Source organism: Actinacidiphila glaucinigra (assembly GCF_900188405.1).
GTDB classification, from domain to species: Bacteria; Actinomycetota; Actinomycetes; order Streptomycetales; family Streptomycetaceae; genus Actinacidiphila; species Actinacidiphila glaucinigra.
This window is the reverse complement of record NZ_FZOF01000007.1, coordinates 387,433-412,333: the sequence shown is the minus strand read 5'-3', so window position 1 is coordinate 412,333 and position 24,901 is coordinate 387,433. Positions and strand designations below refer to the sequence as shown.

The window sequence follows — 24,901 nt, the reverse complement described above, 5'->3', positions numbered from 1 at the left end:
CCTTGCCCCGTTGTGCACGGCCTCTTGCCCGCCCGTGCAGTGGCCGCCCGCCTGGGTCGGGGCGGACCGCACGCACCGCGGCTAACGCTTGGCCAGGCCCGTCAGGGCGTCGCGGAGCGCCGCCCTGGAGGTGATGCCGAGCTTGGGGAAGACCCGGCCCAGATGGCCGCCCACGGTGCGGGGGGAGAGGTAGAGCCGCTCGGCGATCTGCTTGTTGGTCAGTCCGGAGGCGGCGAGATGGGCGATCTCCAGTTCCTGCGGGGTGAGGCTGACCGACTCGGGCCCGTCGGCCCGCTTGACGACCATCCATCCGGTCGCCTGCAGGGTCCGCTTCGCCCGGTCCGCCCATGGCCGCGCGCCGAGTTGCTCGAAGGTCGCCAGTGCCGCGCTCAGCAACGCCCTGGCGTCGGTGGTCGATCGCGCCTTGCGGAGCCGTTCACCGTAGGCGAGGGTCACGCGGGCCAGGTCGAAGGGCCACTGATGGATACCGGGATGCGCCAGGGCCCGCTCGAACAGCCCGATCGCCTCCTCGTCCGCCTCGGCGGCCATCGCGGAGGACGCGTCGACGAGCATGGCCCTGCGGGGGGAGAGCCCGGCGATCCCGGCGTGCCGGGCGGCGGCCACGTGGGCGGCGGCCTCCGCCGGCCGCTGGGTGCGCACGGCCGCCTCCACCACGTCCCCGACCACCAGCAGCGCCACGGGGGTGTAGGGGGCCAGCTCCCCGGGCGGGCTGATGGCGGCCGCGTGCCGGTAGGCGCGTTCGAAGTCGCCCTCCGCCTGCGCGACGAGCACCCGAATGTGCTCCGCCAGGGTCACCAGATGGTGCGCGCCGCGGGAGGTCCCCCAGGCGCCCATCGCGTCGGCCGTCTCCTCGGCGACGCCGGCCTCGCCCCGCGCCGCCGCGACGACGGCCTTGTAGTACAGGAAGTACCAGGAGACGGCCTCGAAGGCATGCTCCTTGCACAAGCGCAGTCCTTCGTCGGCCAGTTGGGTCGTGTCGTCCCACCGGCCCGCGAGGAACGCGTCCGTGCACAACAGGGGGAGGGTGACGATCTGCCGGCGCCCCTGGGACGGGACGCGCGAGACGGCGTCGCGCACTCCGGTGAGCCGGTCGGCGGCGATGCTGGCGGTGCCGATCCGCGTGATCCTCGACGGGGCGGTCTCCTGCGGCAGGCCCGAGATGAGCTCCTCCAGGTCGCCCAGCGCCGGCAGGGCGGTGCGCGCGGGATCGCCCTGGGTGGCGACGTTCACCGCCAGCAGGCGGGGGGCGTCGGGCCCGAGCCGCTCCAGGATCTTGTGGAGGGGCGCCCACAACTCCGCCCGGCCGCCCAGGCAGCACAGCAGCAGCAGGAGGTACAGGGCCTCCTCAAAGGCCGGGTCGCAGGCCCCGTAGGGATGGTCGCCGTTCTCGATCGCGCCGAGGAGTATCTGATGGGCCGTGTCGATGTCCCCCTCGCCGTCGAGCAGCCGGTGGACGGCGACCGCGGCCGAATAGAGGGACGCGCGGTCGTCGGATCCAAAGCGCCGGGCGTCGTCCAGGAGGCGGGAAGCCATGGTCAGTTCACCGGAGGCGTCCGCGCGTATGTAGGCGGCCGCGGCCAGCCGGCGGCCCCGGTCGGCCGCGCCGGGGCTCAGGTGCGCGGCCTTGGTGAGGGAGCGGATCGCGGCCATGGCGTCGCCGCGCCGCAGGACCCGGTGGGCGGTGCCCTCCAGCAACGCCGCGACGTCCTCGTCCTGTTCGACGCACGCCTCCCCCAGGTGCCACGCACGCTGGTCGGGACGGTCGTGCAGCACCTCGGCGAGTTCACGGTGCGCGCGACGGCGCTCCGCGGAGGTCGACGCGTCGACGACCGCGGCACGGTACAGCGGGTGCCGGAAGGTCAGCCGGTGGTCGAACTCCTCGATCCGTACGAGGCCGTCGCGCTCGGCGGCCTCCAGATCCGCCAGATCGGCCCCGGCACCGAGCCGTTGCGCGGCGCACTGCAGGACGGCCAGGTCCCCCGTTCCCTCCAGCGCGGGCATCAGCAGCAGGCGACGTGTCGCCGCGGGCAGTCCCGCCACGCACGAGCCGAAGACCTCGCGCAGCCGCCGGGTGAGCGGCAGCGCGGCCGGCCGGCGCTCCAGCCCGGCGCGCTGCGGCCCGGTCAGGGCCGCCGGCAGTTCGACCAGGGCCAGCGGATTGCCCTGCGCGGCGGCGACGACGCACTCCACGACGGGTGCGGAGAGGTCCGGATGGGACGCGCTCGCCAGGAGCCGCGACGCGCCCTCGTCCAGCGGCAGGACCTCGTACTCGGCGCGTACGCCGGCCTCGGCGCCGCCTCGACGTCCCCTGCGGGCGGCGAGGAACCTGACACGGCTGCCCGCGAGCCGGCGGGCCACGAAGCCCAGCACGGCCGCGCTGGCCGGGTCGACGGCCTGGAGGTCGTCGACGACCAGCAGAATCGGCGTCGCGGCGGCCGCACGGCGGAGCAGCACCAGGGCCGCGTTCGAGACGAGGAACCGCTCGGGCGGCGCTCCCTCGCCGAAGCCCAGGGCCACCCGCAGGGCCGCGCTGTGGGCCCCGTCCACGGCCTGCGGGTCCTCCTCCCACAGCGGGAAGAGGAGCTGGTTGAGCGCGGCGTACTCCACGCCGCTCTCGGACTCCGTGCCCGCCGCCCGCAGCACCCTGGCCCCGGCTGCCAGTGCCCTCAGGGCGAGGTGGCCGAGCAGCGCCGTCTTGCCCACCCCGGGGTCGCCGGTGAGCAGCACCGCGCCGCCGGAATCGACCGAGCCGAGCAACCCCTCGACACGCTCCACGTCGCCCGCGCGACCGACCAGCCCCTGGGGCGTGCCGGCGCCGACGTCGGCCGTGTACACCGAGGATTGCATCGGATCTTTCTGGCTCTCTGCTTCTGGGCGTGGACCCAAGCATTCTCACACGGCACCGACGGCCCGCCCGGGCGGGAAATGGTGAGTTGTGCCTCAGGACGGCGGGGGAATTCATCTTCCGTATTCCTGACGTACGGATTTCCTGTTCCCGTCGTTCAGGGCGGTGCGGTGCGGGTCAGTTCGCCGGCAGCCAGCGGCTCAGGGCGTTGATGAGCCGTTCCAGTGCGGGCAGCTTGCTGGAGCGGTCCGTCATGATCGTGCGGCCGTTGAATTGCAGGGTGTACTGGAACATGTCGTGCGCCGACATGTTCATCGTGAGGTCCGGGACGTCCTCCAGCGCCGGGTCGCCGAGTAGGAGCCGCAATTCCTTGAACCGGGCGGCGCCGGCACGGTGCACCACGGGTCCGCCCCTCTCCCTGGTGAGGACGGTGCCGTCACCCCGCAGCGTCACCTCCCGGTGGACGCCCGCGAAGCCGCCGCTCACGGTCATGACCACCAGTTTCTGATCCGGTCCGCGGACGGGCACCGGCGTCGCGGCACGGCTCGGCGTTGCAGACGGCGAGGGCGAGGCGGAGGCGCCGGTCGACGCGGACGGCGGGCCGGACGACGGGGTGGTGGTGGAGGCGGTCGCGGTGGAGGCGGTCGCGGTGGCCACCGAGACATCGGCCGGCTCCCCGTCCGTCTCGCCGATGGTGAGGGTGCAGCCCGCGGCGCCCAGCACCACGGCGGCGAGCACCAGCACGGCCGGCATTGCCCTGCCCAGTGCTCTCACGGCTCTCCCCCGCCAGTCGATCGCCCCGACTCAGGCCTGGATACCACGGAATGGCGCCGTCCGGGCCCGGCCCGCCGCCCTCTCGCTCCACCGATAGCCGGGAGCCACTCACCCGGTCGGCTGCTGAGGGTGCGTCAGATGCCAGCCGGGGTGATTCTTGCGGCGGGACAGGCGGCGCGGTCCGCCCCCGAAGCCCCAACCTGGAGGTGGTGCTGTGATCCGCCGAGTCGGCGAAGCGGTGTCGGCCGGACGGCGTCCGAGCTGCGCGCGCGTGTGGACGGTGGCCGCGAGCGTAGCTCTGACGTCCGGTGCGGTGACGGGCATGGCGCACGCGGGCACTTGGGAACGCGCCGCGACGCCCCATGTGGCGGAGCGGGCCGTCGCCCCGCGGAGTTCCGCCTCCCCCTGCTTCTTCGTCCCGGCCGTACCCGGCTACTGCCCGCCACGAGCGGGCCGCCCCGGGCCACCCGGCCCCCCGGGACCACCCGGAGCCCCAGGCCCGGCGGGTCCTGCGGGACCTGCGGGACCGCTCGGGCCCTCGGGACCTGCCGGGCCGTCAGGCCCTCCCGGCACCACCGGGCCTGCCGGCCCGGCGGGAGACCCGGGCTCCGTGGGGCCGGCCGGCCCGGCGGGTGACCCCGGACCCGTGGGACCCGCCGGGCCGCAGGGACCACAAGGCCTGGCGGGAGACCCGGGCTCCATCGGTCCCGCCGGGCCGCAGGGGCCGGTCGGGCCGCCCGGGCCCGGCGGCGTTCACGGTCTGCGGCAGTTCAGCGTCAGCGGAACCTTCGTCCCACCCGACGGGGTCACCACCGTCTTCGTCCAGCTGTGGGGCGCCGGCGGTGGCGGCGCCGGAGTGCGGACAAGCGGCATCAACCCCGGTACCGGCGCCGGTGGGGGCGCCGGAGGCTTCGTCTGGTGCACCGTCGAGGTACAGCCGGGGCAGCCTCACCAGGTCACCATCGGCGAGGGCGGAGCCGGCGGCGCCGCCGCGAACACCGCCGGCAGCCAGGGCGGGATCACATCGATGGCCGTCGCCCCCAACACCCTCGCGGTCCCGCTCGCCACGGGCGGCACGGGCGGATCCGCTGCCTTCGCCTCCGGAGGTCCGGGGGGCTTCGGTTTCTGCGGCCCGCCCTTGCTGGACACGAGCGTCGGCCGCCAGGGCGAGCGCGGCCTGGACACCGGTCAGGGCGCCCCCGCGGTGAACGGCATCGTCCCGCCGCCCGTGGTGACGCAGATCATCGGGCCGCCGCTCTTCGGGGACCCGGGGACGGGCGGCGACGGCGGCACCGCGACGAGCCCTGCCGGCAAGCCGGGTGGGCCCGGATACGTGGTCGTCTGGTGGTGACCGAGGCCCATCCGCGGGAGGCCCGGCGCGCCGCATGACGCGCCGGGCGCCCGCCGTTCACGAGGCCGCGGACGTAGCGGAACGGCGGCCAGGGCGTGGGCGCCTCAGACCCCGGCCAGCTCCGCGTTCGCACGCTCCGTGACCAGCGTCAGCACGCGACCGGCCACGGCGAGGTCCTCGGCCGGGATACCGGCGTACAGCCGGGCGGAGATCCCGGCGGTCTCCTGGGTGGTGGTCTCGTAAAGCTCCCGCCCGGCGTCCGTCAGCCGCACCCGCGAGGCATCCGCTGGATCCTCCTCCAGCAGCTTCGCGTGCGTCAGCTCCTCGGTCACTCCGCGCACGACCGACTCGTCGGTCTTCAGCGAGCCGACGACGTCGCGGACGAGATCGCCCCGGCCGACGGACCCGCCCGCGGCCACGACGGCCCGCAGTGTCACGCTCTGGTGGAACGTGACGCCGTGGCGCGTCAGCACACCCTCCAGAAGGGCGCGCGCCGCGTGGTGCGCGAGGGCGATCATCCGGCCGTCGGCCGTGGGCGTGCCAGTGCTCATGACTGCTCCTCGTCGTTCTCGGCGTACGGGTCAAGAGGTGCGTCGATCAGGGTCGCCAGCTCGCGGACCAACTGCCGGGTACGCGAACTGTCCTGCCCCCCGAGCGGCACGAGCAACTGGTCCAGCAGACCCTGGACCACGTCGATCGCGCGTCGCGTGACCTCACGCCCCTGCTCCGTGAGCGACAGCTGCATGGCGCGCGGGTCGCCGGGGTCCCGGGTGCGAGCGACGAGTCCGGCGGTCTCCAGGGCCCGGGCGAGCTTGGAGACGTAGAGCGGTTCGAGTCCCGTGTGGTCGGCGAGCCGGCGCTGGCTGGGCCGCAGCCCGGAGCGCGACATGCCGTACAGCGACGCCAACACCGAGTACTGGGCGTGGGTCAGGCCCAGCGGCGCGACCGCCCGGTCGACGGCCACCCGCCACTTCATCGACAGGCGCCAGACCAGGAACCCCGGCGTGGCGCTCTCCGTTGCTGAACTCATGCGAATACAGTACATGGCTACCAAATTCCCCGAGGCGCCCACCCATCCGCCCGCAGCCCGCGGCCTACGCCCGCCCGGTTCTGTCCAAGTCCGCCTCGATGAGGCCCATTTCGCGCACCCGGACTTGCCGATGTCTTGACGATACGTTCAATGGCCATTCAACCGACCGTCCCTGGCGGGGGCCGCCACCCTTCCTAAGGTCCATGGGCGTTGCGGAAGAAGGGACTCATGGACACACTCCTCGCGGTCCGTGCTCGCGGAATCACGAAATGCTTCGGGGACGTCGTCGCGCTCGACGGCGTCGACCTCGACGTGACGCAGGGACAGATACACGGCCTGGTCGGACCGAACGGCGCAGGCAAGACCACGTTGCTCGGCCTGCTGCTGGGCCTTGCGGTCGCCGACGGCGGCGGCCTCGAGATCCTGGGCACGCCGGTCGGACGGGCGCTCGCCGCGCCCGACGGTGTCGCCGGCTTCGTGGACGGGCCCGGCCTCTACCCGTCGCTCACCGCCCGGCAGAACCTGGCCGCGCTGGCCGCGCTCCGCGGGCAGGACGCGCGGACGGCCGGGATCGACGACGTACTGGCCCAGGTCGGCCTCACGGACGTCGCCGACGACCGGGCCCGCGGGTTCTCGCTCGGTATGCGCCAGCGGCTCGGACTCGCCGCCGCCCTGCTCACCAGGCCCCGGCTGCTCGTGCTCGACGAACCGTCCAACGGCCTTGACCCGGCGGGCAAGAAGCACGTCCACGGAGTCCTCACCCGGCTCGCGGACGAGGGGACCGCCGTCGTGCTGTCGAGCCACCGCATGGACGACCTGGAGGCGCTGTGCTCCGAGGTCACCATCCTCGCCACCGGGCGGATCGCCTTCTCGGGCCCGCTGGGCAAACTGGCCGCCGAGAACCGTGAACTCGACTACCGGCTGCTCACCTCCGACACGCACGCCGCCCGCGAACTGGCCCTCGGCACGGACGGCGTCCGCGTCGTCGACGACGCCGGCCTGCGGAACGACGCCGACGTGCTCGTCGTGCGCGCGCTGGTGCCCGCCCTCGACGAACTCGTGGTGGGCCTCGTGCGGGCGGGCATCGCACTGCGCGAACTCGCGCCCGTCGTCTCCCCGCTCGAGGCGGCTTTCCTCGCCCTCACCCAGCAGCAGGAGGCCGGTCGATGACCGCCGCGAACGTCGTCGCCGACAACGTTGTCCCCACCCGCCGCGTCCCGGTGTCGCGCGGCTACCGCTTCGAGCTGGTCAAACTGGTCTCGCAGTGGCGGATCCGCCTGCTGGTCCTGGCCTGCTGGATCGCGCCGGCGCTCTTCGTCGCCGCGGTGAGCCGGCAGAGCACGCTCCCCGTCGACACCCTCTTCGGCCGCTGGATGCACGCGACGGCATGGGCCGGGCCGCTGGTGATGCTCGGCTTCGCGGGCACCTGGGCGCTCCCGCTGCTGACCTCGGTGGTCGCCGGCGACGTGTTCGCCTCCGAGGACCGGCTCGGCACCTGGCGCCACCTGCTGGTGGCGGTCCGCTCGCCGGGGCGGATCTTCGCGGCGAAGGCGCTGGCCAGCCTCACCGTCCTGCTGCTGCTCGTGACCGGGATGGCCTGCTCCAGCGCGGTCGGCGGCGTCCTGGCCGTCGGCAACCAGCCCCTGGTGGGTCTCGACGGCCACCTGCTGACGCCGTCCGACGCCGCCGGGCAGGTCTTCCTCGCCTGGGCCTGCGCCCTCGCCCCGACCCTGGCCCTGGCCGGGATCGGCCTCCTCGGTTCCATCGCCCTCGGGCGGTCCCCGATGGGGCTGCTGCTGCCCGCGCTCGTCGCCCTCGCGATGCAGCTCGCGCAGATGATGCCGCTCCCCGTCGCCGTACGCCTGGCCCTGCCCGGATACGCCTTCATCTCCTGGAACGGCCTGTTCACCGGCCCCCGGCAGCTCGCACCGCTGCTCATCGGCATCGCGGTCAGCCTGGTGTGGGCCGTGACCGCGACGGTCCTGGCCTATCTGCTCTTCCTGCGGCGCGACTTCACCAACCTGACCGACGACGGCTCGGCGCGCCGCGCGCTTCTCGCCGGAGCCCTCCCGCTGGCCGGGCTGCTCGCGGCGACGGTCGCCGTCGTCGCCGTCACGACCCCGGCCACGGGTTCCGGGATCGAGCAGGACAAGGTGCAGCGCTCGGTCGCCACGGCCTTCGCGCACCTCTACCGCATGCAGACCGACCAGCTCAACCGCCCCGCCGTCACCGAGAACCAGCTCAAGGCCACGGCGGCGTGCACCAAGGGCAGCGTCGCGGACGGCGCCGAGGGCGCCGGCAACGACTGGCGCTGCGTCGTCTCCTGGCACCTCCCCGGCGTCGCGACCACGGGCCAGGCCATCTACCAGCTCGACGTCACTCCGGACGGGCGGTACGTCGCGGACGGCGACGGGCCGAAGGAAGTCAACGGCTACTTCCTGGTGCGGACCCCCGTGGGGGACGCGCCGAACCCGCTCTGGCAGTTCGACGGCAACGTCGAACTGCTCGCCACCTCCCCGAAGGGATAACTCACGATGCAGGTCACTCGTCGCCGCCGCGTGGACGCCGAGAGGGACACCCGCGCCCTCCTCGGCCGCCGGTTCGGCAACCGCAGAAGCCTCACGCTGGCTGCCGCGACCGCCGTCGTCCTCGCCACCGGCACCGGGATCGGGTTCGCCCAGACCACCCAGTTCGGCCACGACCAGGTCGGCCAGGTCACCGACCGGGGGCAGGTCGTCTCCGGCGACCAGTACATCGCCCCGTACGGTGAGCGCCTCGTCATCGACAACGGCAAGATCATGTCGTCCTCGGTCAGCCCGGACGGCACCCACCTCGCGGCCTCGGTCACCGACGGCGGCGTGGCGCTGGCCGTCGTGGACCTGAAGAGCTGGAAGGTCCAGCAGCTCGTCGGCAACTCCGCGTCCGCGAACCTGCGCATCGCAAGCAACAGCGTGGGGCAGGAGGGCCCCACCTACTCGCCCGACGGCACGCAGCTGTGGCTGGGCCAGACCGACGGCTACACGCGGTTCACCGTGAACCCGGACGGCAGCCTCGCCAACCCGACGTCCGTCACCATCCCCGCTGACGGCTCCAAGCACGCCCTGGTGGGCGAGCCGGTGTTCTCCTCCGACGGCTCCACCGTGTACGCGGCGGTCAACGGCCAGAACCGCGTGGTCGCCATCGACGCGGCCACCGGGACCGTCAAGCAGAGCTGGGCCGTGGGCAACGCCCCGCGCGACATGGTCGTGGTCGGCTCCAAGCTGTACGTCAGCAACGAGGGCGGCCGGCCGGCGAAGCCCGGCGAGACCACGATCAACTCGTACGGCACCCAGGTGCCGGCCGACCCCAAGACCGGCGCGACCACCACCGGCACGGTCAGCGTCATCGACCTCGCCGACCCGGCGGCCGCCGTCGCGAGCATCGACGTGGGTCTGCACCCGACCGCCCTGTACGCCAAGAAGGGCGCGCTGTTCGTCACGAACACCGCCACCAACGACGTCTCGGTCATCGACACCCGCAAGAACAAGGTCGTCCAGACCATCGCCACCCAGCCGTGGCCGGAGTCGCCGGTGGGCTACGAGCCCAACGCCGTCACGCTCACCGACGACGGCCACCTGCTGGTGACGCTGGGCCGCGCCAACGCGGTCGCCGTCTACCGCTACAACTCCCCTCAGGAGCCCGTCAGCTACGTCGGCCTCCTCCCGACGGACTACTTCCCCTCGGAGATCGCCACCGTCGGCGACCAGGTCGTGGTCTCCAACACCCGCGGCATCGACGCCCGCCGGCCCACGAACAGCGCCGGGCACGGCACCCACGACACCACCTCGAGCGTCCAGCGGTTCACGCTGCCGAGCGAGAAGGTCATCAAGTCGCAGACGGCCAAGGTCTTCCAGCAGAACGGCTGGACCAACGGCTCGGTCAAGCTCGCGAAGGACAAGGGCAAGGGCAAGGGCCACGCGAAGGCGGTGGCCGTCCCGCAGCGGCTCGGCGACCCGTCGACGATCAAGCACGTCTTCCTGATCGTCAAGGAGAACCGGACCTACGACCAGGTCTTCGGTGACATCCCGCAGGGCAACGGCGACCCGTCCCTCGCGGAGTTCGGCGAGAACGTGACGCCGAACCAGCACGCGCTGACCCGGCAGTTCGGTCTGTACGACAACACGTACGACATCGGTACGAACTCCGCCGAGGGCCACAACTGGCTGATGCAGGCCGACAACCCGGAGTACACCGAGTCCTCGGCCGGCGAGTACGCGCGCAGCTACGACACCGAGGACGACGCCCTCGGCCACCAGCGCACCGGCTTCATCTGGAGCGGCGCGCAGGCGGTGGGCAAGAGCGTGCGGGACTTCGGCGAGTTCCACCAGTTCCTCACCAAGCCGGCCGGCGCGACCTGGCAGAACCTGTACTGCGACACCAAGAACATGCGGGCCACCGGGCAGGACACCGCCTACAACCTGGTGTCGTCCTCCCCCATCCCCTCGCTCAACAGCGTCTCGGTGCCCGGCTTCCCGAAGTTCGACACCAGCGTCCCGGACGTCTACCGCGCCGAGATATGGAAGCGGGACTTCGAGAAGAACGGTCCGGCGAACCTGAACATGTTCTGGCTCTCCAGCGACCACACCGGCGGAACCGCGGGCCCCGCCGCCCAGGTCGCGGACAACGACCTCGCGGTCGGACGGATCGTCGACGAGATCTCGCACAGCGAGTACTGGAAGGACTCCGCGATCTTCGTGGTCGAGGACGACTCCCAGGCCGGCCTCGACCACATCGACGGCCACCGTGCCCCGATCCAGATCATCAGCCCCTGGGCCCGGCACGGCACCGTCGACAGCCGCTACTACTCGCAGATCACGATGATCCGCACCATCGAGCAGATCCTCGGGATCCACCCGATGAACCAGAAGGACAGCGCGGCCACCCCGATGTTCGGCGCGTTCACCAAGAAGGCGGACTACACGCCGTTCACCGCGCTGCCCAACCGGATCCCGCTGACCGACGGCGTGAAGACCGCGCCCGCCTGCGGCCTGGACACCCCGGCCCCGCAGGACCCGAACGCCGCGGCCGTCCCGTCGACGAAGGTGCCGGCGGGCAAGAAGGCCCTCGCGGCGCAGTGGCAGGACTGGCAGTCCAAGCAGCGGCTGACCGGCCCCGACGCGAGGCCGGACTTCGCCAACCCGGCGCAGCTGAACCACCTCACCTGGTACCGGACGCACGCCTGGACGAAGCCGTACCCCGGCGAGCACGAGATCTTCGCGCCGGACGACGTGCCGGGCGCCTACATCCCGTCGGCGGAGAACGACGGCTGAGGCACGCGGCCCGCACGTACCGCACACAAGGGGCCTCCGGCCGGCGCCAACGCCGGCCGGAGGCCGCTCGCGTTCCCCGGCTGGCACAACAGGGCGAGCGTCGTCCGTTTCGCCCTCCCGCGACGCCACCCGACCGCACCGCACCGTCTCAGGCGGTCGCCTCGAGGGCGATCCGCGCGAAGAGGGATGCGCACGCCCCGGGCATGGACAGGAACGGCGAGTGGTGACTGGGCAGCCGGTACACCGGCCCGGCGGTGCGGGCGGCCATGTCCTCCTGGAGGGCCGGCCGCAGCGCCCGGTCCCGCTCGCACACGACATACGTGGACGGGACCGCGCGCCGGCTCGCACTGGTGAGCGGCTCGACGAACGACTTCGTGCTCTGCGGAACCAGCCGCGCGACCGCCGCCTCGGCCTCCCGCGGCGGCACGTCACCGTAGAACGCGGCGACCGGATCGTCCGGCACCGGCCGGAACCCCCGCGGCTCCGGGACCACGGCAGCCCCGTGATAGCCCAGGACGGTCTCGCCGACCTCCAGCCGGTAGGCGGTCAGATAGACGACATGGGCGATCGCGGGCGCCTCCGCGACGACCTGGGCGACGGGCACCCCGGCGTAGGAGTGCGCGACCACGACCACCGGGCCCTCGATCCCCTGCAGCCCCCGCAGCACTTCGCGCGCGTCCTCCTGGACCCCGGCGTTCTCCTGCCCGGCACTGGGGAGGTCGGCCACCCGCGTCGCCCAGCCGTCGGCGGCGAGCAGGGACCGCACCCGGTCCCAGCACCAGGAGCCGTGCCACGCCCCGTGCACGAGGAGCAGGGTCGGCGCATTCGGTCGGGAGTCGGTGGCACCACGCATACCTCCTGATACTGGGGCAGGGTGAGCGGGGACACCAACCCCACGAACGGAACATATTCTTGACTAGTCAAGCACTTTGCTAGGCTCGGGGCACGAAGGCCGGTCGTCCGGCCACTGCCACGGAGACACGATGAGTTTTCTGCTGACCGAGACCGATCCCGACGACCCGATGTGGAACCGGCGCGGCGCGCTCTACGTGCCCTCCGGCCAGGGTCCGACCGTATGGGCCGCGGACGACGTCTACACGATCAAGGCGACGGGCGCGCAGACCAACGGGAACATCGGCTTCGTCGAGGCCACCGTTCCGGCCGGCGGCGGCCCGGTCCCCCATGCGCACACGGAGGAGGACGAGACGTTCTACGTCCTCGACGGCGAGCTGGAGTTCGTGGACGGCGACCACGAGTTCACCGCCGTGACCGGTGACTTCATCCATGTGCCCAAGGGAATCCGGCACGGCTTCAGGAACAAGCGCATCCACGCCGCGCGCCTGCTCTTCATCTACACACCGCCCGGCCTCGAGCAGCTGATGCTCGACCACAGCACACCCGCCCGCCCCGGCGAGGCACCGCCCCCCATCGACGACGACATGGGCGCCCGCGCCGAGCAGGTCATCCGGCAGTCCAAGACGATCATGCTTCCGTAGCCCGGGCCCGCCGCCGGCGCCCCACCCCGCCTCCGGGGGCGGGGCGCCGCCGTCATCCGCGTCGTGCGAGGGCGCTCGCGTCCGGCGTGGTCGTCACCGGACGCGTGCAGCCGACCTCCGGGCCCTTGGCCATGCGGGTGCGGATGTGCAGGACGTCGCCGATGAAGAGGTCGTAGACCAGGACCCCGATCACGCCGCCGATGAGGGGCCCCACGATGGGGACCCAGAAGTAGTCGCTGAAGGCGCCCGGCTGCGAGCCCGGCAGGGCGAGTTCGCCCCAGCCCATGGCCCAGGCGAACAGTCGCGGACCGAAATCGCGGGCGGGGTTGATGGCGTACCCGGCGTTCGCGCCGTACGACAGTCCGATCGCGGCGACCGCCAGACCGATCACGACCGGCCCCAGATAGACCCGCACGGCGGGGTTGCGCAGGTCGATGACGGCCATGATGAAGATCAGCATGAACGCCGCGCCGACGATCTGGTCCACCAGTGGGCCCCACAGGCTCCCGTGGAAGTACGAGGCCGGGACGGTGCCGAAGATCGAGAAACTGGCGAGCGTGTGCCCGTCCGTCTTCGGCCCCTTCATCGCCTGGTCGAGGGCGCTGATCGCGTCGTGGTACACCGCGTACACCAGCACGGCCCCGGCGAAGGCGCCCACCAGCTGGGCGAACACGTACGGCACGACCTTGACCCACGGGAACCGGCGGCGCACCGCGAAGGCGAGCGTGACGGCCGGATTGAGGTGCGCGCCGCTGACGCCGCCGGCGACGTAGATGCCGAAGGTCACGGCCAGCCCCCAGCCGAGCACGGGCATGACCCAGTCACCGGCGCCGACGAAGCTCGTGGTGACGCCCGAGGTGCGGCCGGAACCGGGCAGTGCCGCGACCGCCATGGCGGCCACGCCGCATCCGAAGGAGACGAGCACGAACATCCCCAGGAACTCCGCGAGGCACTCCCCGAGCAGTCCCCCGCGACGGCGGAAGCGCGAGGGGCTCACCAGGGGCGGGATCTCAACAGCCATCAGGCCTCTCCAGGAGACGGGGCACGCGGGGACGGCCGCCCGCGCGCCGATGCCCTGCGGGCGCGGCGGATGCTAGGCGTCGGCGCCGGTGCGGTACTGGTACCGCGTGACCCAGTGCGGGAGGTCGCGTTCCAGTTCGCCGCGCTGCTGGAGCCCTGCCTCGAACAGGTGCCGTGCGACGTGCTGCTGTGCCGGACGGTTCACCGCGGCCCAGAAGGCGTCCATCTGGTCCTTGAACTCTCCGTCCGGGCGCAGGGTCGCGACGTTGACGAAGTGCTTGATGTCCTTGATCGTCTGCAGGTCGAAGGAGGCGATGCGGGAGGCCAGCTCGTCGACGAAGCCGTCGAGCTCGGCGTCGGGGAAGGCACGGTTCAGGTACCCGTACCGCTCGGCGAGGTCCCCGTCCATGTCGAGCCCGCCGAGGAGGATCTCGAAGGTCCGGCCCCGTCCGACCAGGGCGGGCAGGCGCGTGGCGGGTCCACCGCCGGGGATGGCGCTCATGCCGATCTCGAACTGGCCGATGACGGCCTTCTCACGGCTGCCGAAGCGCATGTCGGTGGCGAGCAGGAACTCGCTGCCCGCGCCGCGTGCGATGCCCCTGATGGAGGCGATGGTCGCCATGGGCAGCTTGCTCAGGCGGGTGAGGAGCGCCGTGTAGGGGTGGACCTCCTCCGGATGGGCCAGGACGTGGTCCAGCTCCTCCTTGGCGGAGAGGTCGTAGTGGGCGATGAAGAACTCGGGGTCCGCGCTGTCGAAGACGATGACCGCGACGCCGCTCTGCTCGGCACGTGTGAAGACGGCGTCCAGCTCGCCCGTCATCGTCGAGTCGACGAGGTTGACGGGAGGGTTGTCGAACGTCACGCGCCAGTAGGTGGACGAGTGCTCGGTCAGCGTGAACCGCGTCGGTGAGTCCATGGTCCGACGCTAATGTCCGGCGGACGAGCGGCAACCCGGCCGCGTCCGGCCGGGGTGCGGCGCGTCCCGTGGGCCGGGAGCGGCCTCCCGGCCCACGGGGCCCGGGATCACACTCTCGTGCGGACCAGGTCTATGAGCTCGGCCTCGGACTTCTTGTCGGCGTCCCGCTTGAGGGTGACGACCTGCAGGGTGCACAGGCGGTCGTCGACGGTGAACACGGTCATCATCGATTCGGCACCGTCGGCCTCCGAGCCGGCCGTCTTCGGGGAGCCGATGCTCAGCGTGACGGAGTGGTAGGTGTCCTGGTTCTCCCAGCTGCAGACGCTCTCCCCCACACCGGCGTCAGGGTGCCCGCCGTCGTTCTCACCGATGATCGGCGTGATCTCCTCGGGCTTGAGCAGGGTGCAGGCGTCGATCTTCTCGCCGTCCTCCGACGAGCCTTTGTCCGAGACCGCTCCCTTTCCCTTGGCGGCGGAAGCGGGGGCCGACTTCGCGGGGGACGCCTTCGAGCCGGTGCCCGACGAGCCGCAGGCGGTCGCTGTCGCGGCGAGGAGCACCAGGGCGACGATTGCCAGAGGTGAACGCATCACTGTTGGGTCCTCCGATGGTGGTGCGAAGGGCGGAGCGGCACTCCGGCCTCTTGTCTCGGACCCGGAAGACGTCGCCTCACGCGTGGCGAGTTGCGGACTCCTGTCACAGGGGGGCAACCGAATGTCACCGCCGTGCGACAGGGGCCGGCCACCCCCTGCGCACCAGGTCCCCGCCAGAAGCGCGGCGGGTCCCGTCGCCTCGGTTCGCGTGCGGGGCGGTCGTGTCCGCCGGGCCCGGCCCGGCGGACACGACCGCCTGTGCGGCGGCGCCGCGTCACACGGCCTCGGGCGCCTCCGCGGGATGCGCCGGCGGGGCGATGAGGGACGCCACGGGGTTCGTCACCGTGCGGCAGCGGGTCCAGCGGGTGGGCTCGCCGTCGTGGGGCGAGGCGATCTCCATGGGTTCCGCGGCCGGGGCGGTGCCGAGCAGCCCGCGGTCCCGGCAGTACTCGTCGTCGTAGACCGTGGACAGGTAGCGGTGCGGGCCGTCGGGGAAGACCGCCACGACGCGTGTCCCGGAGGAGCAGGTGCGGGCCGCCCATCCGGCGACGAGGGCGACGGCACCGACGCTCCAGCCCCCGGACGCGTAGTGGGAGCGCGCCAGCGCCCGGCAGGTGTGGACGGCTTCCGCCGGGGTGACCCAGTGCACCTCCGTGAACTGCTCGTACGCCACGTTGCGGGAGTGGATGCTGCTGCCGATGCCCCGTACGAGGCGGGGCCTGACGGGCTGGCCGAAGGTGATGGAGCCGACGGTGTCCACCCCGATGACGTGCAGGTCGGGGTTGAGGGCGCGCAGTGTGCGGCTGACGCCCGCCGAGTGGCCGCCGGTGCCGACGCTGGTGACCAGGACGTCGACCCGGCCCAGTTGCTCGGTCAGCTCCCTGGCCAGGGGTGTGTAGGCGTCGGCGTTGTCGGGGTTGTCGTACGGGTCGGCGCACCACGACCCCGGCTCGGCCGCGAGCAGTTCGCCGACGCGCCTGCGGCAGGCCTCCTGCCATCCCCGGTAGGGGTGGGCGTCGCGGACGATGTCGAGGCGGGCGCCGCGTGAGCGCAGCAGGCGCTTCATGTCCGGCTCCAGGTCCGGGTCGGTCACCAGCGTGACGGGGTGGCCGAAGACCCGTCCGGCGAGCACCAGTCCGAGCCCGAAGGCGCCGCTGGTGGACGCGACGACGGTCGCGCCGGGGAGGAGGTCGCCGCGCTCGCGGGCCCGGCCGACCATGTGGACGGCGGAGCGGTCCTCGATGCCGCCGGGGTTGGCGCCTTCGAGTTTCGCCCAGAAGCCGCGTCCGGGCGTGGTGAGGGGGTGGGAGATCCACAGCAGGGGCGTGTTGCCGACCGCGGAGGCGAGGTCGCGGCCGGTGGTGGGCTCGTTCATGGTGTCCGCCTTCTGGTATCGGGAAGAGTGCCGTGCACGGCTCACCCGCCTCCCGTGCGCTCACGGGCGGGGGTGAGGGACCGTCAGCCGGTCCTGGGGTGCGTCTTCTAGATGCGCCAGAGGCAGAGGACGGAGGACTCCGCGGTCGCTATGCGGGCGTCGGGGGCCGGGTCGCTCCCCGATGTGTTGCGCGAGGCGGGCACCTGTCCGGTCGCCGTCTCGGCGGCGCCGGTCTGCGTGGGGCCGGGTCCGTGCTCACGCGGTCCGGTGCGCGACCCCGGCAGTTCGGAGGTGTCGGGGGAGCAGTCCTCGCCGGGGTGGTGGGGAGCGACGGGGTGGGGCCGCTCCTCCGCGTTCGCCGGATGGACGTGCGTGTGGAGGCCGTCGTGGGCGTGCGCGGGCGAGCCGGCCACGGTGAAGCAGAATGCGGCCAGCAGCGCGACGAGGAACGTCGGGCACGTTCCGCGGTGGCGGCCTCGCACAGGGCGCACATTACGCCATGAAGCATCCCGGAACGGTCTCAGGCGTGCGGTGGTTCGCCGCCCAGATGGTGATCGGCGAGGTTGAGCACCTCGTCGACGAGCCTGCGCAGATGGCCGTCGGAGAGTTCGTAGACGACCCTGCGGCCCTCCTTGCGGGAGGTGACCAGACCCGCGATCCGGAGTTTCGCCAGGTGCTGGCTGACGGCGGGGCGCGCGGCGCCCACCCGTGCGGTCAGCGTGGAGACGTCCGCCTCCCCCTCGGTCAGCGTGTGCAGGACGGCGAGGCGGGTGCGGTCCGCGAGCAGGCTCAGGATCTCCGCCCCGCGGACGTAGTGCTCGGTGCCCGGTTCTCGCGGATGCGCACCATGCGCAGGTGATAGGTGCATGCGTGCGTTCATATGCACATAATGGGGGGAAGGCTCAGCCCGTGTCCACCCGCGACCCCCGGAAGGCGGACCCATGAACAGCCGGCACTCACACCCGCACCCGCAGCACGACCACGGCCGGGGGCGGGAGCACGGGCATGCGCACGGCCACGAGGGCCGTCGGCGCACGGCAGGTCTGCGCCACCGGCTGGGACACCTTCTGCGCCCGCACTCGCACGAGTCGGCCGACAAGGTGGACCGGGCCCTGGAGTCCTCCGCCGAAGGCATGCGGGCCCTGTGGATCTCGCTCGCCGTCCTCGGCGTCACCGCGATCGCCCAGGCCGTGGTCGTGGTCCTGTCCGGTTCGGTCGCCCTCCTCGGCGACACCGTGCACAACGCGGCCGACGCCCTCACCGCGCTGCCGCTCGGCGTCGCCTTCGTCCTCGGGCGGCGGGCCGCCACGCGGCGCTTCACCTACGGCTACGGCCGGGCCGAGGACCTCGCCGGGATCGTCATCGTCGTCACCATCACCGCGTCGGCCGGTTTCGCCGCCTGGACCGCCGTGGACCGGCTCCTGCACCCGCGGGACGTCGCCTACCTGCCCGCAGTGGCCGTCGCGGCGGTGATCGGCTGCATCGGCAACGAGTGGGTGGCCCGCTACCGCATCCGCGTCGGACGGAAGATCGGCTCGGCCGCGCTCGTCGCGGACGGGCTCCACGCCCGCACCGACGGCTTCACCTCGCTGGCCGTGCTGCTCGGCGCGGCGGGCGCGGCGATGGGCTGGCGCCTGGCGGACCCGATCGTCGGCCTCGCCATCACCGCGGCCATCCTGCTGGTGCTTCGCGACGCCGCGCGGGAGGTCTTCCGTCGCGTCATGGACGCCGTCGACCCGGCGCTGGTCGACGGTGCCGAGCGCGCCCTGCTCGACGTGCCGGGGGTGCGCGAGGTGGCGGAGCTGCGGCTGCGCTGGATCGGGCACCGGCTGCGCGCCGAGGTGGCCGTGGTCGTCGACGGCGATCTCACCGTGCGTCAGGCCCACCACGTCGCGGTCGCGGCCGAACACGCCCTGCTGCACGCCGTACCCCGCCTGACCGCCGCCCTGGTCCACGCCGACCCTGCGCCTGCACCGGGCATGGCCGACCCGCACGCCGGACTGGCCCACCACGCGGCGTGAGCCCCGTTCGCCCCGGCGGACAGGTCGCCGACGTCCGGGGCGCAGCCCAGAGGCTCCACAGCGCGTGACGACGCGCCCCGGATGCGAGCCGACACCACGTCAGCCCCCACAGCCGGGTTCGTCGGGGCGTCCGGAATTGCCGCCAGAGCGCGCGCATCCAGGACGACTTGACTGGGCATATCTTCCGATATGCACCGGATTAAGCACCTTCGACTGGTTCCTCCGCCCCGTGCGCCTGAGCACCTCGGCGGCTGTCACTGGGTGAGGTGGGCACGTGGGCATAGCGGGGATGACCCTGACCGTCGTGATCCTCGTGCTCGCTGGAGCGGCGCGGCGGCTCCACCGATACCCCGGCGGCTGGAGATTCGCGCTCTCCGGCCGTCATGACACCGACAGGGCCGCCCTGGACCGCGCCCGGCGGGCCGTCCGGAAGCTGCGGCGCGGGGCGCGGCGGGAACTGGCCGGGGTACGGGCGCAGGTGGCCCGGGCCGACCGCTCCCACCGGCGTCGCGTCGACGACGCCGAGCGCCACCTCGACCGTCTGCGCCGACCGGGCAGGGGCGCGTTCGTCGCGAAGATCGGCAAAGTCTCCCTGCACGAGCACGTGATGGTCATAGCCGGGCCGCAGACCAAGGTGCTGCCCCTGGACGGCCTGGAGGTGCGGTTCGAGCACAGCCAGGTCGGCAACCATCTCTACCTCAGGCGACCGGACGGGGTGCACCTGGAGTCCTTCGCGCCCGGTGAGCACGCCGAGCACGACGAGGACGCCGTCCGCCGCTTCAGCGTCCGCATCGAGAACGCGGTCGCCAAGGAGAGGGCCTTCCTCACCGAGCGCGCCAGGTCGGTCAAGAAGGCGGAGGACGACCTGAAGGCGGCGCACGCGGACACGGGCCCCGCCGAGGGCGCCCGCAGGCACCTGGGCACGGTGATCGCCCGCCAGCGCCGCGACCCGGCACTCGCCGAGGCACTCGCGGGCCTCGAAGCCGCCCGGGACCGGTGGCACGGGCTCACCGGGCGACGCCCTCCCCGCTGACGGAGGCCTCCGGAGTACGGAGCGGCACGTCGGGGGGCGCGGACCGCCTTCATGAGGTCGGTGGATGCGAGCGGTGCCCGCGCCGGCTACCGGTCAGCCTGGACGCCCGCGCGGCGGGCGGTTCGGCCGCTCCGGCTCGCCGGGCGACGTGAAGGCGTCCCAGTCGGCGCGGCCGCCGGCCCCCATGACGCCGGTGGCGGAGCCCAGTTCAGTGTCTCCCAGAGCGAGCAGTTCACGTCGGGCCATCCAGGAGACCACCGGTGGGAAGAGCGGCCGCAGCGGCTGGCACCAGCGCAGCCAGGGCGGGGCGTACACATGGTGGGCGCGGCGGGTGATGCCGGTGGCGAGCCGGTCGGCGACCTCGCCGGGCGGGTGGACGCGGCGGGCGAAGGACGGCTGGCTCCGCCGCAGGGCACGCAGCACGGGGTGGTCGTCGAGGTCCGTGATCATGTCGGTGCCGGTCCAGTGGAGGTAGGCGATGCCGACGGTCACACCGTCGGGCTCGACTTCGCCGCGCAGCGCCTCGGCGAAGGACTCGGCGCCGGCTTTGGAGGCGCAGTAGGCGCTCATCAGCGGGGCGGAGGAGAAGGCCGCGGTCGACGCGATCTGCAGGAAGTAGCCGCGGGTCCGCGTCAGCTGGGGGAGGAAGGCCCTGGCCGTGTTGGCGGCTCCCACCAGGTTGACGTCGATGACGCGTTTCCAGAGGTCGGCGTCGGTCCGGGCGAAGGGCCCGCCCGCGGCGATCCCCGCGTTGGCCACCACCACGCTCGCGGGCCCGAGTTCGGCGTCCACCCGCCGGGCGGCGGCGTCGAGTGCGGCGCGGTCGGTGACGTCCGCCTCGACGAAGATGTTCGGGTGGCGCAGGGAGGAGGCCGCCTCACGCAGGGTCGCCTCCTCGCGGCCCAGGAGCGCCACCCGCATGCCGAGCGCGGACAGGCGACGGGCGAGTGCCTCGCCCACTCCCCTGGCGGCGCCGGTGACGACGGCCACGCGCCCTTGCAGCGGGTTCTCGGCCACGCCGCCGCGTGGGCTGATACCGGTCGTCCTCACTGGCACACCGTTCGATCCTGGTCCGGGAGTGGGTGGGCACCACCGAGTCAAACCGATCTCCGGGCGCGGACCCGCGTGCCGCGTCGTACGGTGCGGGGCCGCCACTCGAACGGTGGCCTGGATACTTGCCACTTGCGCACATGGGAGGAGCCGGGCGATGAGCACCCTGCTGCAGGCCGGACAGACGGCGGTGCGCCGCGACGTGGACCGCGGCGGCCGTGTGTGGAGCGAGCACGCACTCCGCGTCCTCGACGACACCGGCACGGCCCTGGTGACGGCCTGCGCTCCCGGCGCGCAGACCCGCTGGCCCGTCCCGTACGCCCGGGCCCGCGCCGCCGGCGACCTCGCGGGGCGCACCGATGCCATGGACGCCCTGGCGACGGGACGGTGGGAGCTGACACCCGGGCGGTGGCAGGACACCGAGCTGCGGATGTGGAAGCCTCCCACCGCCTGGTTCAGCGTCAACGCCTTCTACACCGCGGCCGGACTGCGGAACTGGTACGTGAACTTCGAGCGCCCCGGGATCCGGACCGCCGACGGGTTCGACACCTTCGACCTCGTCGTGGACCTGCTCGTCGCCCCCGACCTGACCAGCTGGGAGTGGAAGGACGAGGACGAGTACACCCACGTCCGCGGGCTCGGCGTCGTCACCGACGCCGAGCACCGGGCCGTCGACGCCGCCCGCGGGCAGGCGCTGGCGATGGTCCAGGAGCGTTCCGGGCCGTTCGCCGATGCCGCCGCGTGGTCGGAATGGCGATGGGCGCCGGACTGGCCCACACCTCGCCTGTCCTGACGCACGTGCCCGGCGCTGAAGGGATCAGCCCGATCGGTCCCGTGTCACCGCGGACCGGTCCCGGGAGGCGTCCGCGCCCCAGCTCGCCAGCAGGCGCAGCGCCTCCTCCGACGGCGAACCGGGCTCGGCGTGGTACGTCGAGAGGGACTGCTCCGGGTCGCCGGGGAGCGCGAGGGTCTCGTAGCGGAGGGTGAGGGCGCCCGCCAGCGGGTGCAGCAGCCGTATGTCGCCGTGCGACTTCCGCCTGACGTCGTGGGCCGCCCACAGCGTCCGGAAGTCCTCGCTCTTCATGGAGAGCTCCCCGATCAGCGCCGCGAGCAGCGGATCGTCGACGTGCCGACCCGCGTCCATCCTCAACTGGCCCACCACGTCGGCGGCCTTGGCCTGCCAGTCGGCGAACAGCCGCCGCGCCGCCGGGTCGAGGAAGGTGATCCGGGCCCAGTTGCGTTCCTCCGGGGCGCGCTCGGCCCAGTCGCCGAAGAGCGCGGACGCGGTGCTGTTCCAGGCCAGTACGTCGCTGCGGCGGCCCCACACGTACGCGGGCACGCCCTCCAGCGCCGACAGCAGTTCCCGCACCGCGGGCCGCACCTGCCCCCGCCGGGCGGGCGCGGGCCGGCGCCCGTGCCGCGCGGGCCTGGCCAGGTGCAGCAGGTGGGCGTGCTCCGCCTCGGAGAGCCGTAGCGCCCGGGAGACCGCGTCCAGCACCTCCACGGACACGTTGTGGCCGTTGCCCTGCTCCAGGCGCGTGTAGTACGCCACGGACACCCCGGCCAGCTGCGCCAGTTCCTCCCGCCTCAGGCCCGGCACCCGGCGCCGCCCGTACTCGGCGAGCCCCACGTCGGCCGGCTTGAGCCGGGCCCTGCGGGTGCGCAGGAACTCGGTGAGCTCCGAGCGCGGGTCGAGGCGGCGCTCCGGTCCGGGTCCCGGACCGGCTTCCGGTTCGGTGCGGAGCTCGGGGTGGTCGGCCATGGGCCCCAGTATCGCGCCGGACCCCGGGCGGAGCCTGTCCCTGCCGGTGGTAGGCACACGGGACGTAGGCGGAGCAGGGCTCTGGGTAACACCGTGCGGCCGGAGCAGCCTGAACGAGCCCCCGGGGACGACCGCCCGGGGCCACGCGATCCGCCGCGGCCGACCGCGTGCCGCCCCGACCCGTCCACCCGTGCGTCGTCGGGTCACCCACAGCTCATGGACCAGGAAGAATGACGGAAACGACCACCACAGCTCCGTCCACCGCAGCGCGCGGACGGAACCACCTTCCCGGGAAGGCCCTCTTCGGCCTCTTCCTCAGCGGGTTCGTCGGCATCCTCACCGAGTGCCTGCCCGCCGGCCTGCTCCCGGAGATCAGCCGCACGCTCGGCACGAGCGTGTCACTCACCGGCCAGACCGTGACGATCTACGCCCTCGCCACCGCGATCGGTGCGATCCCCCTGACCCGGGCCACGGCGAGGTGGCCCCGCAAGAACGTGCTGCAGCTCGCGCTCGGCACCGTCGCCGTCACCAACGCGCTCACGGCGCTGTCCGCCGACTACGCGCCGACCCTCGTGATCCGGTTCGTCGCCGGCCTGGGCACCGGGCTCATCTGGCCCCTGCTCGGCGGTTACGCCGCCCGGCTCGCCCCCGAGGGACGCCAGGGCCGGGCCATCGCCATCGCCCTGGCCGGAACCCCGGTCTCCCTGGCGCTGGGCGTCCCGCTGGGCACCTGGCTGGGCGCGCTCGGCGGTTGGCAGCTCGCCTTCCACGCCTCCGCCGCCCTGACCGCGCTGACCATGGTGTGGATCGCGGCGACGCTGCCGAACCTGCCGGGCCGGTCGGCTGACGAGCGCTTCACCGTGCCGCAGGTCCTGCGCGTACCGGGGCTGCGCACCATCCTGTTCGCGCTCGCGACGTACATGGTCGCCCACAACATCCTGTACACCTACGTCACCGACCTGCTCGGGCACCTGGGCATGGGAGCGCAGACGGGCTGGGTGCTGTTCGCCTTCGGCGTCACGTCGATCCTGAGCGTCCTGGTCGTCGGCACCCACATCGACCGGCACCTGCGCAGGCTCGTCGTGGGCAGCACGGCGCTGTTCGCGCTGACCGTGCTCGTGCTCGCCGTGTCCTCCGGTGTGCCCGTGCTGGTCTACGTCGCCGTCGCGGCCTGGGGCTTCGCCTTCGGCAGTTCCCCCAGCCTGTTCATCGGGGCCGCCATCAACGCGACGGGGGCGGCCGCCGACGTCGCGCAGTCGGTCACCATCACGGTCTTCTCCTCGTCCATCGCCCTGGGCGGCCTCGTCGGCGGCCTCCTGGTCGCGGACCTGGGGACGGCGTCCATCACCTGGGCCGCGCTGGCCCTGCTGGTCGCCGCCGCGGCGGCCGTGACCGGCGGCAGGAAGCACGCCTTCCCCGCGTGAGCCTGGGGCGGACCGCGGCCGCCACGCCGGGAACCCCGCTGGGCCCGCCGAAAACGGGCCCAGCGGGGCGTACCGCGTACGCGCGTCACCGCACGGGGACCGGGTCAGGCGCCGACGCGGGGCGGGGTCGGCGTCCCGTACACACGCTTGGCATGGGAGGCGTACAGACGCGGGGCCAGGAGCGGCATGATCAGGCGGGGCACCAGCGGGGCGTGCGAGAGGACGGCCTTGATCGTCGCGGGATCGCCCTCGTACATCACCATGCCGAAGGCCAGCGGCAGGTCCTTCTTCGGGCTGTTGGCCATGCCGTGCTCGCCGAGCCCGGCCCACTCGGCCGCGGTGATGTACTCCTCGGCCAGCGGGAGGATCTCCTTCTCCTCCAGGGCCATGTGCTCCAGGAGCCGGTCGAGCAGCACCTCCAAGGCCGCGGCGAGGGCCTCGCCGTCCCGGGCGGTGGTGCGCCACCCCGCGAGGAGGCCGGTCACCTCGGTGAGCGCGGCGTCGATGCCGTGGTGCTGCTCCTCCATCGTGGGGACGATGGCCGCGGTCCGCTCACCACCGCGCTCCAGAAGGCGCGGCCACAGCACCTCGTCCTCGCCCTCGTGGTGCAGGTGCAGCACCAGGCACACCTTGTCGGCGTGGTCGGCCACGACCCCGGCGCGCCCGACGTCACCCGCCTCCACCTCCCGGACGAGCTGCGGGAGAAGGCGGAACTCCCGGCGAATCATCGTGTGCGCCATAAACATGTCGCGCACGTCGGCCATGGGCTCGTTGACTGTCCGTACCACTGCTGAAGCCTCGATTGGTGTCTGGAGATCGCGGAAGAGCGCTACGCATGATCCCCGGGGCAGGGACACGAGGGCATCGGGAGAATTACCCATCTT

The 24,901-nt window shown here is 72.9% G+C and carries 23 protein-coding genes; 9 read left to right on the top strand and 14 right to left on the bottom strand.

Annotated features, from left to right (window positions below):
- Nucleotides 1-81 precede the first annotated feature (81 nt).
- Both CHF15_RS17915 and CHF15_RS44935 read right to left on the bottom strand, forming a co-directional pair.
- Entirely contained in the window at nt 82-2,868 is a 2,787-nt protein-coding gene (locus CHF15_RS17915; RefSeq protein WP_089224807.1) for an AAA family ATPase, read from the bottom strand.
- 175 nt (nt 2,869-3,043) lie between these two features.
- On the bottom strand, nt 3,044-3,640 hold the full coding sequence (locus CHF15_RS44935; protein ID WP_220093301.1) for a hypothetical protein: 597 nt from the start codon (nt 3,638-3,640) through the stop codon (nt 3,044-3,046).
- 646 nt (nt 3,641-4,286) lie between these two features.
- Here CHF15_RS44935 and CHF15_RS44925 point away from each other — a divergent pair.
- Nucleotides 4,287-4,991: a glycine-rich domain-containing protein gene (locus CHF15_RS44925; protein WP_245938901.1), complete on the top strand. Its 705-nt coding sequence runs from the start codon at nt 4,287-4,289 to the stop codon at nt 4,989-4,991.
- 104 nt (nt 4,992-5,095) lie between these two features.
- Here CHF15_RS44925 and CHF15_RS17900 read toward each other — a convergent pair whose 3' ends face one another.
- Together CHF15_RS17900 and CHF15_RS17895 are read right to left on the bottom strand one after the other, a co-directional pair.
- Nucleotides 5,096-5,542: a MarR family transcriptional regulator gene (locus CHF15_RS17900; RefSeq protein ID WP_089224804.1), complete on the bottom strand. Its 447-nt coding sequence runs from the start codon at nt 5,540-5,542 to the stop codon at nt 5,096-5,098.
- A complete protein-coding gene (locus CHF15_RS17895; RefSeq protein WP_089224893.1) occupies nt 5,539-6,021 on the bottom strand; it encodes a MarR family winged helix-turn-helix transcriptional regulator in 483 nt (160 codons plus the stop codon). Before CHF15_RS17895 ends, CHF15_RS17900 begins: the two co-directional genes overlap by 4 nt.
- Before the next feature lie 228 nt (nt 6,022-6,249).
- Between CHF15_RS17895 and CHF15_RS17890 the strand changes: the two genes are divergently transcribed.
- From CHF15_RS17890 to CHF15_RS17880, 3 genes are read left to right on the top strand one after another with little or no spacing between them, the layout of a single operon-like run.
- The gene (locus CHF15_RS17890) at nt 6,250-7,191 is read left to right on the top strand and encodes an ABC transporter ATP-binding protein (protein WP_089224803.1); all 942 of its coding nucleotides are present in this window, start codon (nt 6,250-6,252) and stop codon (nt 7,189-7,191) included.
- Nucleotides 7,188-8,549: an ABC transporter permease gene (locus CHF15_RS17885; protein ID WP_089224802.1), complete on the top strand. Its 1,362-nt coding sequence runs from the start codon at nt 7,188-7,190 to the stop codon at nt 8,547-8,549. Before CHF15_RS17890 ends, CHF15_RS17885 begins: the two co-directional genes overlap by 4 nt.
- A 6-nt stretch (nt 8,550-8,555) precedes the next feature.
- Nucleotides 8,556-11,330: a bifunctional YncE family protein/alkaline phosphatase family protein gene (locus tag CHF15_RS17880; protein WP_089224801.1), complete on the top strand. Its 2,775-nt coding sequence runs from the start codon at nt 8,556-8,558 to the stop codon at nt 11,328-11,330.
- A gap of 148 nt (nt 11,331-11,478) precedes the next feature.
- Here the strand turns inward: CHF15_RS17880 and CHF15_RS17875 are convergent, their stop codons facing one another.
- Entirely contained in the window at nt 11,479-12,183 is a 705-nt protein-coding gene (locus CHF15_RS17875; RefSeq protein WP_089224800.1) for an alpha/beta fold hydrolase, read from the bottom strand.
- Between the two features lie 130 nt (nt 12,184-12,313).
- On the opposite strand from CHF15_RS17875, the gene CHF15_RS17870 reads away from it, so the two are divergent.
- Nucleotides 12,314-12,826, top strand: coding sequence for a cupin domain-containing protein (locus tag CHF15_RS17870; RefSeq protein ID WP_089224799.1), 513 nt, complete (start codon nt 12,314-12,316; stop codon nt 12,824-12,826).
- Between the two features lie 52 nt (nt 12,827-12,878).
- On the opposite strand, the gene CHF15_RS17865 is transcribed toward CHF15_RS17870, so the two are convergent.
- The 6 genes from CHF15_RS17865 to CHF15_RS17840 all read right to left on the bottom strand — a co-directional run bounded on the left by CHF15_RS17865 (nt 12,879) and on the right by CHF15_RS17840 (nt 17,595).
- Entirely contained in the window at nt 12,879-13,847 is a 969-nt protein-coding gene (locus tag CHF15_RS17865) for an MIP/aquaporin family protein (protein WP_089224798.1), read from the bottom strand.
- A gap of 72 nt (nt 13,848-13,919) precedes the next feature.
- Nucleotides 13,920-14,762 (bottom strand): enoyl-CoA hydratase/isomerase family protein, encoded by an 843-nt coding sequence (locus CHF15_RS17860; RefSeq protein WP_089224797.1) that lies wholly within the window; start codon nt 14,760-14,762, stop codon nt 13,920-13,922.
- Nucleotides 14,763-14,869: 107 nt separating this feature from the next.
- Entirely contained in the window at nt 14,870-15,349 is a 480-nt protein-coding gene (locus CHF15_RS17855) for a DUF3558 family protein (protein ID WP_089224796.1), read from the bottom strand.
- A 277-nt stretch (nt 15,350-15,626) separates the two neighbouring features.
- Nucleotides 15,627-16,727 carry a PLP-dependent cysteine synthase family protein gene (locus CHF15_RS17850; RefSeq protein ID WP_089224795.1) on the bottom strand — a complete coding sequence of 367 codons (1,101 nt, stop codon included), beginning with the start codon at nt 16,725-16,727 and terminating at the stop codon, nt 15,627-15,629.
- Nucleotides 16,728-16,834: 107 nt separating this feature from the next.
- Complete coding sequence (locus CHF15_RS17845) at nt 16,835-17,209, bottom strand: hypothetical protein (protein WP_089224794.1); 375 nt, start codon at nt 17,207-17,209, stop codon at nt 16,835-16,837.
- Nucleotides 17,210-17,247: 38 nt separating this feature from the next.
- Nucleotides 17,248-17,595, bottom strand: coding sequence for an ArsR/SmtB family transcription factor (locus tag CHF15_RS17840; RefSeq protein ID WP_089224793.1), 348 nt, complete (start codon nt 17,593-17,595; stop codon nt 17,248-17,250).
- A 73-nt stretch (nt 17,596-17,668) separates the two neighbouring features.
- On the opposite strand from CHF15_RS17840, the gene CHF15_RS17835 reads away from it, so the two are divergent.
- Nucleotides 17,669-18,748: a cation diffusion facilitator family transporter gene (locus tag CHF15_RS17835; protein ID WP_089224792.1), complete on the top strand. Its 1,080-nt coding sequence runs from the start codon at nt 17,669-17,671 to the stop codon at nt 18,746-18,748.
- 274 nt (nt 18,749-19,022) lie between these two features.
- Nucleotides 19,023-19,781 carry a hypothetical protein gene (locus CHF15_RS17830; RefSeq protein ID WP_143681582.1) on the top strand — a complete coding sequence of 253 codons (759 nt, stop codon included), beginning with the start codon at nt 19,023-19,025 and terminating at the stop codon, nt 19,779-19,781.
- 93 nt (nt 19,782-19,874) lie between these two features.
- Here the strand turns inward: CHF15_RS17830 and CHF15_RS17825 are convergent, their stop codons facing one another.
- Entirely contained in the window at nt 19,875-20,831 is a 957-nt protein-coding gene (locus CHF15_RS17825) for an SDR family oxidoreductase (protein WP_089224790.1), read from the bottom strand.
- A gap of 157 nt (nt 20,832-20,988) precedes the next feature.
- Here CHF15_RS17825 and CHF15_RS17820 point away from each other — a divergent pair, with 157 nt between their 5' ends.
- Nucleotides 20,989-21,624, top strand: a complete 636-nt coding sequence (locus tag CHF15_RS17820; RefSeq protein ID WP_089224789.1) for a DUF402 domain-containing protein — start codon at nt 20,989-20,991, stop codon at nt 21,622-21,624.
- Nucleotides 21,625-21,648: 24 nt separating this feature from the next.
- Here the strand turns inward: CHF15_RS17820 and CHF15_RS17815 are convergent, their stop codons facing one another.
- Nucleotides 21,649-22,593, bottom strand: a complete 945-nt coding sequence (locus tag CHF15_RS17815; protein WP_089224788.1) for a helix-turn-helix domain-containing protein — start codon at nt 22,591-22,593, stop codon at nt 21,649-21,651.
- 230 nt (nt 22,594-22,823) lie between these two features.
- Between CHF15_RS17815 and CHF15_RS17810 the strand changes: the two genes are divergently transcribed.
- Complete coding sequence (locus CHF15_RS17810; protein WP_089224787.1) at nt 22,824-24,017, top strand: MFS transporter; 1,194 nt, start codon at nt 22,824-22,826, stop codon at nt 24,015-24,017.
- A 104-nt stretch (nt 24,018-24,121) separates the two neighbouring features.
- Here CHF15_RS17810 and CHF15_RS17805 read toward each other — a convergent pair whose 3' ends face one another.
- Nucleotides 24,122-24,763 carry a hemerythrin domain-containing protein gene (locus CHF15_RS17805; RefSeq protein ID WP_245938900.1) on the bottom strand — a complete coding sequence of 214 codons (642 nt, stop codon included), beginning with the start codon at nt 24,761-24,763 and terminating at the stop codon, nt 24,122-24,124.
- Nucleotides 24,764-24,901: the final 138 nt, after the last annotated feature.

Bases quoted from the DNA above. Each gene is read 5' to 3' on its own strand.
- CHF15_RS17915 (WP_089224807.1), bottom strand. From the start codon at position 2,868: ATGCAATCCTCGGTGTACACGGCCGACGTCGGCGCCGGCACGCCCCAG.
- CHF15_RS17900 (WP_089224804.1), bottom strand. From the start codon at position 5,542: ATGAGCACTGGCACGCCCACGGCCGACGGCCGGATGATCGCCCTCGCG.
- CHF15_RS17895 (WP_089224893.1), bottom strand. From the start codon at position 6,021: ATGAGTTCAGCAACGGAGAGCGCCACGCCGGGGTTCCTGGTCTGGCGC.
- CHF15_RS17890 (WP_089224803.1), top strand. From the start codon at position 6,250: ATGGACACACTCCTCGCGGTCCGTGCTCGCGGAATCACGAAATGCTTC.
- CHF15_RS17885 (WP_089224802.1), top strand. From the start codon at position 7,188: ATGACCGCCGCGAACGTCGTCGCCGACAACGTTGTCCCCACCCGCCGC.
- CHF15_RS17880 (WP_089224801.1), top strand. From the start codon at position 8,556: ATGCAGGTCACTCGTCGCCGCCGCGTGGACGCCGAGAGGGACACCCGC.
- CHF15_RS17875 (WP_089224800.1), bottom strand. From the start codon at position 12,183: ATGCGTGGTGCCACCGACTCCCGACCGAATGCGCCGACCCTGCTCCTC.
- CHF15_RS17870 (WP_089224799.1), top strand. From the start codon at position 12,314: ATGAGTTTTCTGCTGACCGAGACCGATCCCGACGACCCGATGTGGAAC.
- CHF15_RS17865 (WP_089224798.1), bottom strand. From the start codon at position 13,847: ATGGCTGTTGAGATCCCGCCCCTGGTGAGCCCCTCGCGCTTCCGCCGT.
- CHF15_RS17860 (WP_089224797.1), bottom strand. From the start codon at position 14,762: ATGGACTCACCGACGCGGTTCACGCTGACCGAGCACTCGTCCACCTAC.
- CHF15_RS17855 (WP_089224796.1), bottom strand. From the start codon at position 15,349: ATGCGTTCACCTCTGGCAATCGTCGCCCTGGTGCTCCTCGCCGCGACA.
- CHF15_RS17850 (WP_089224795.1), bottom strand. From the start codon at position 16,727: ATGAACGAGCCCACCACCGGCCGCGACCTCGCCTCCGCGGTCGGCAAC.
- CHF15_RS17840 (WP_089224793.1), bottom strand. From the start codon at position 17,595: ATGCACCTATCACCTGCGCATGGTGCGCATCCGCGAGAACCGGGCACC.
- CHF15_RS17835 (WP_089224792.1), top strand. From the start codon at position 17,669: ATGAACAGCCGGCACTCACACCCGCACCCGCAGCACGACCACGGCCGG.
- CHF15_RS17820 (WP_089224789.1), top strand. From the start codon at position 20,989: ATGAGCACCCTGCTGCAGGCCGGACAGACGGCGGTGCGCCGCGACGTG.
- CHF15_RS17815 (WP_089224788.1), bottom strand. From the start codon at position 22,593: ATGGCCGACCACCCCGAGCTCCGCACCGAACCGGAAGCCGGTCCGGGA.
- CHF15_RS17810 (WP_089224787.1), top strand. From the start codon at position 22,824: ATGACGGAAACGACCACCACAGCTCCGTCCACCGCAGCGCGCGGACGG.
- CHF15_RS17805 (WP_245938900.1), bottom strand. From the start codon at position 24,763: ATGTTTATGGCGCACACGATGATTCGCCGGGAGTTCCGCCTTCTCCCG.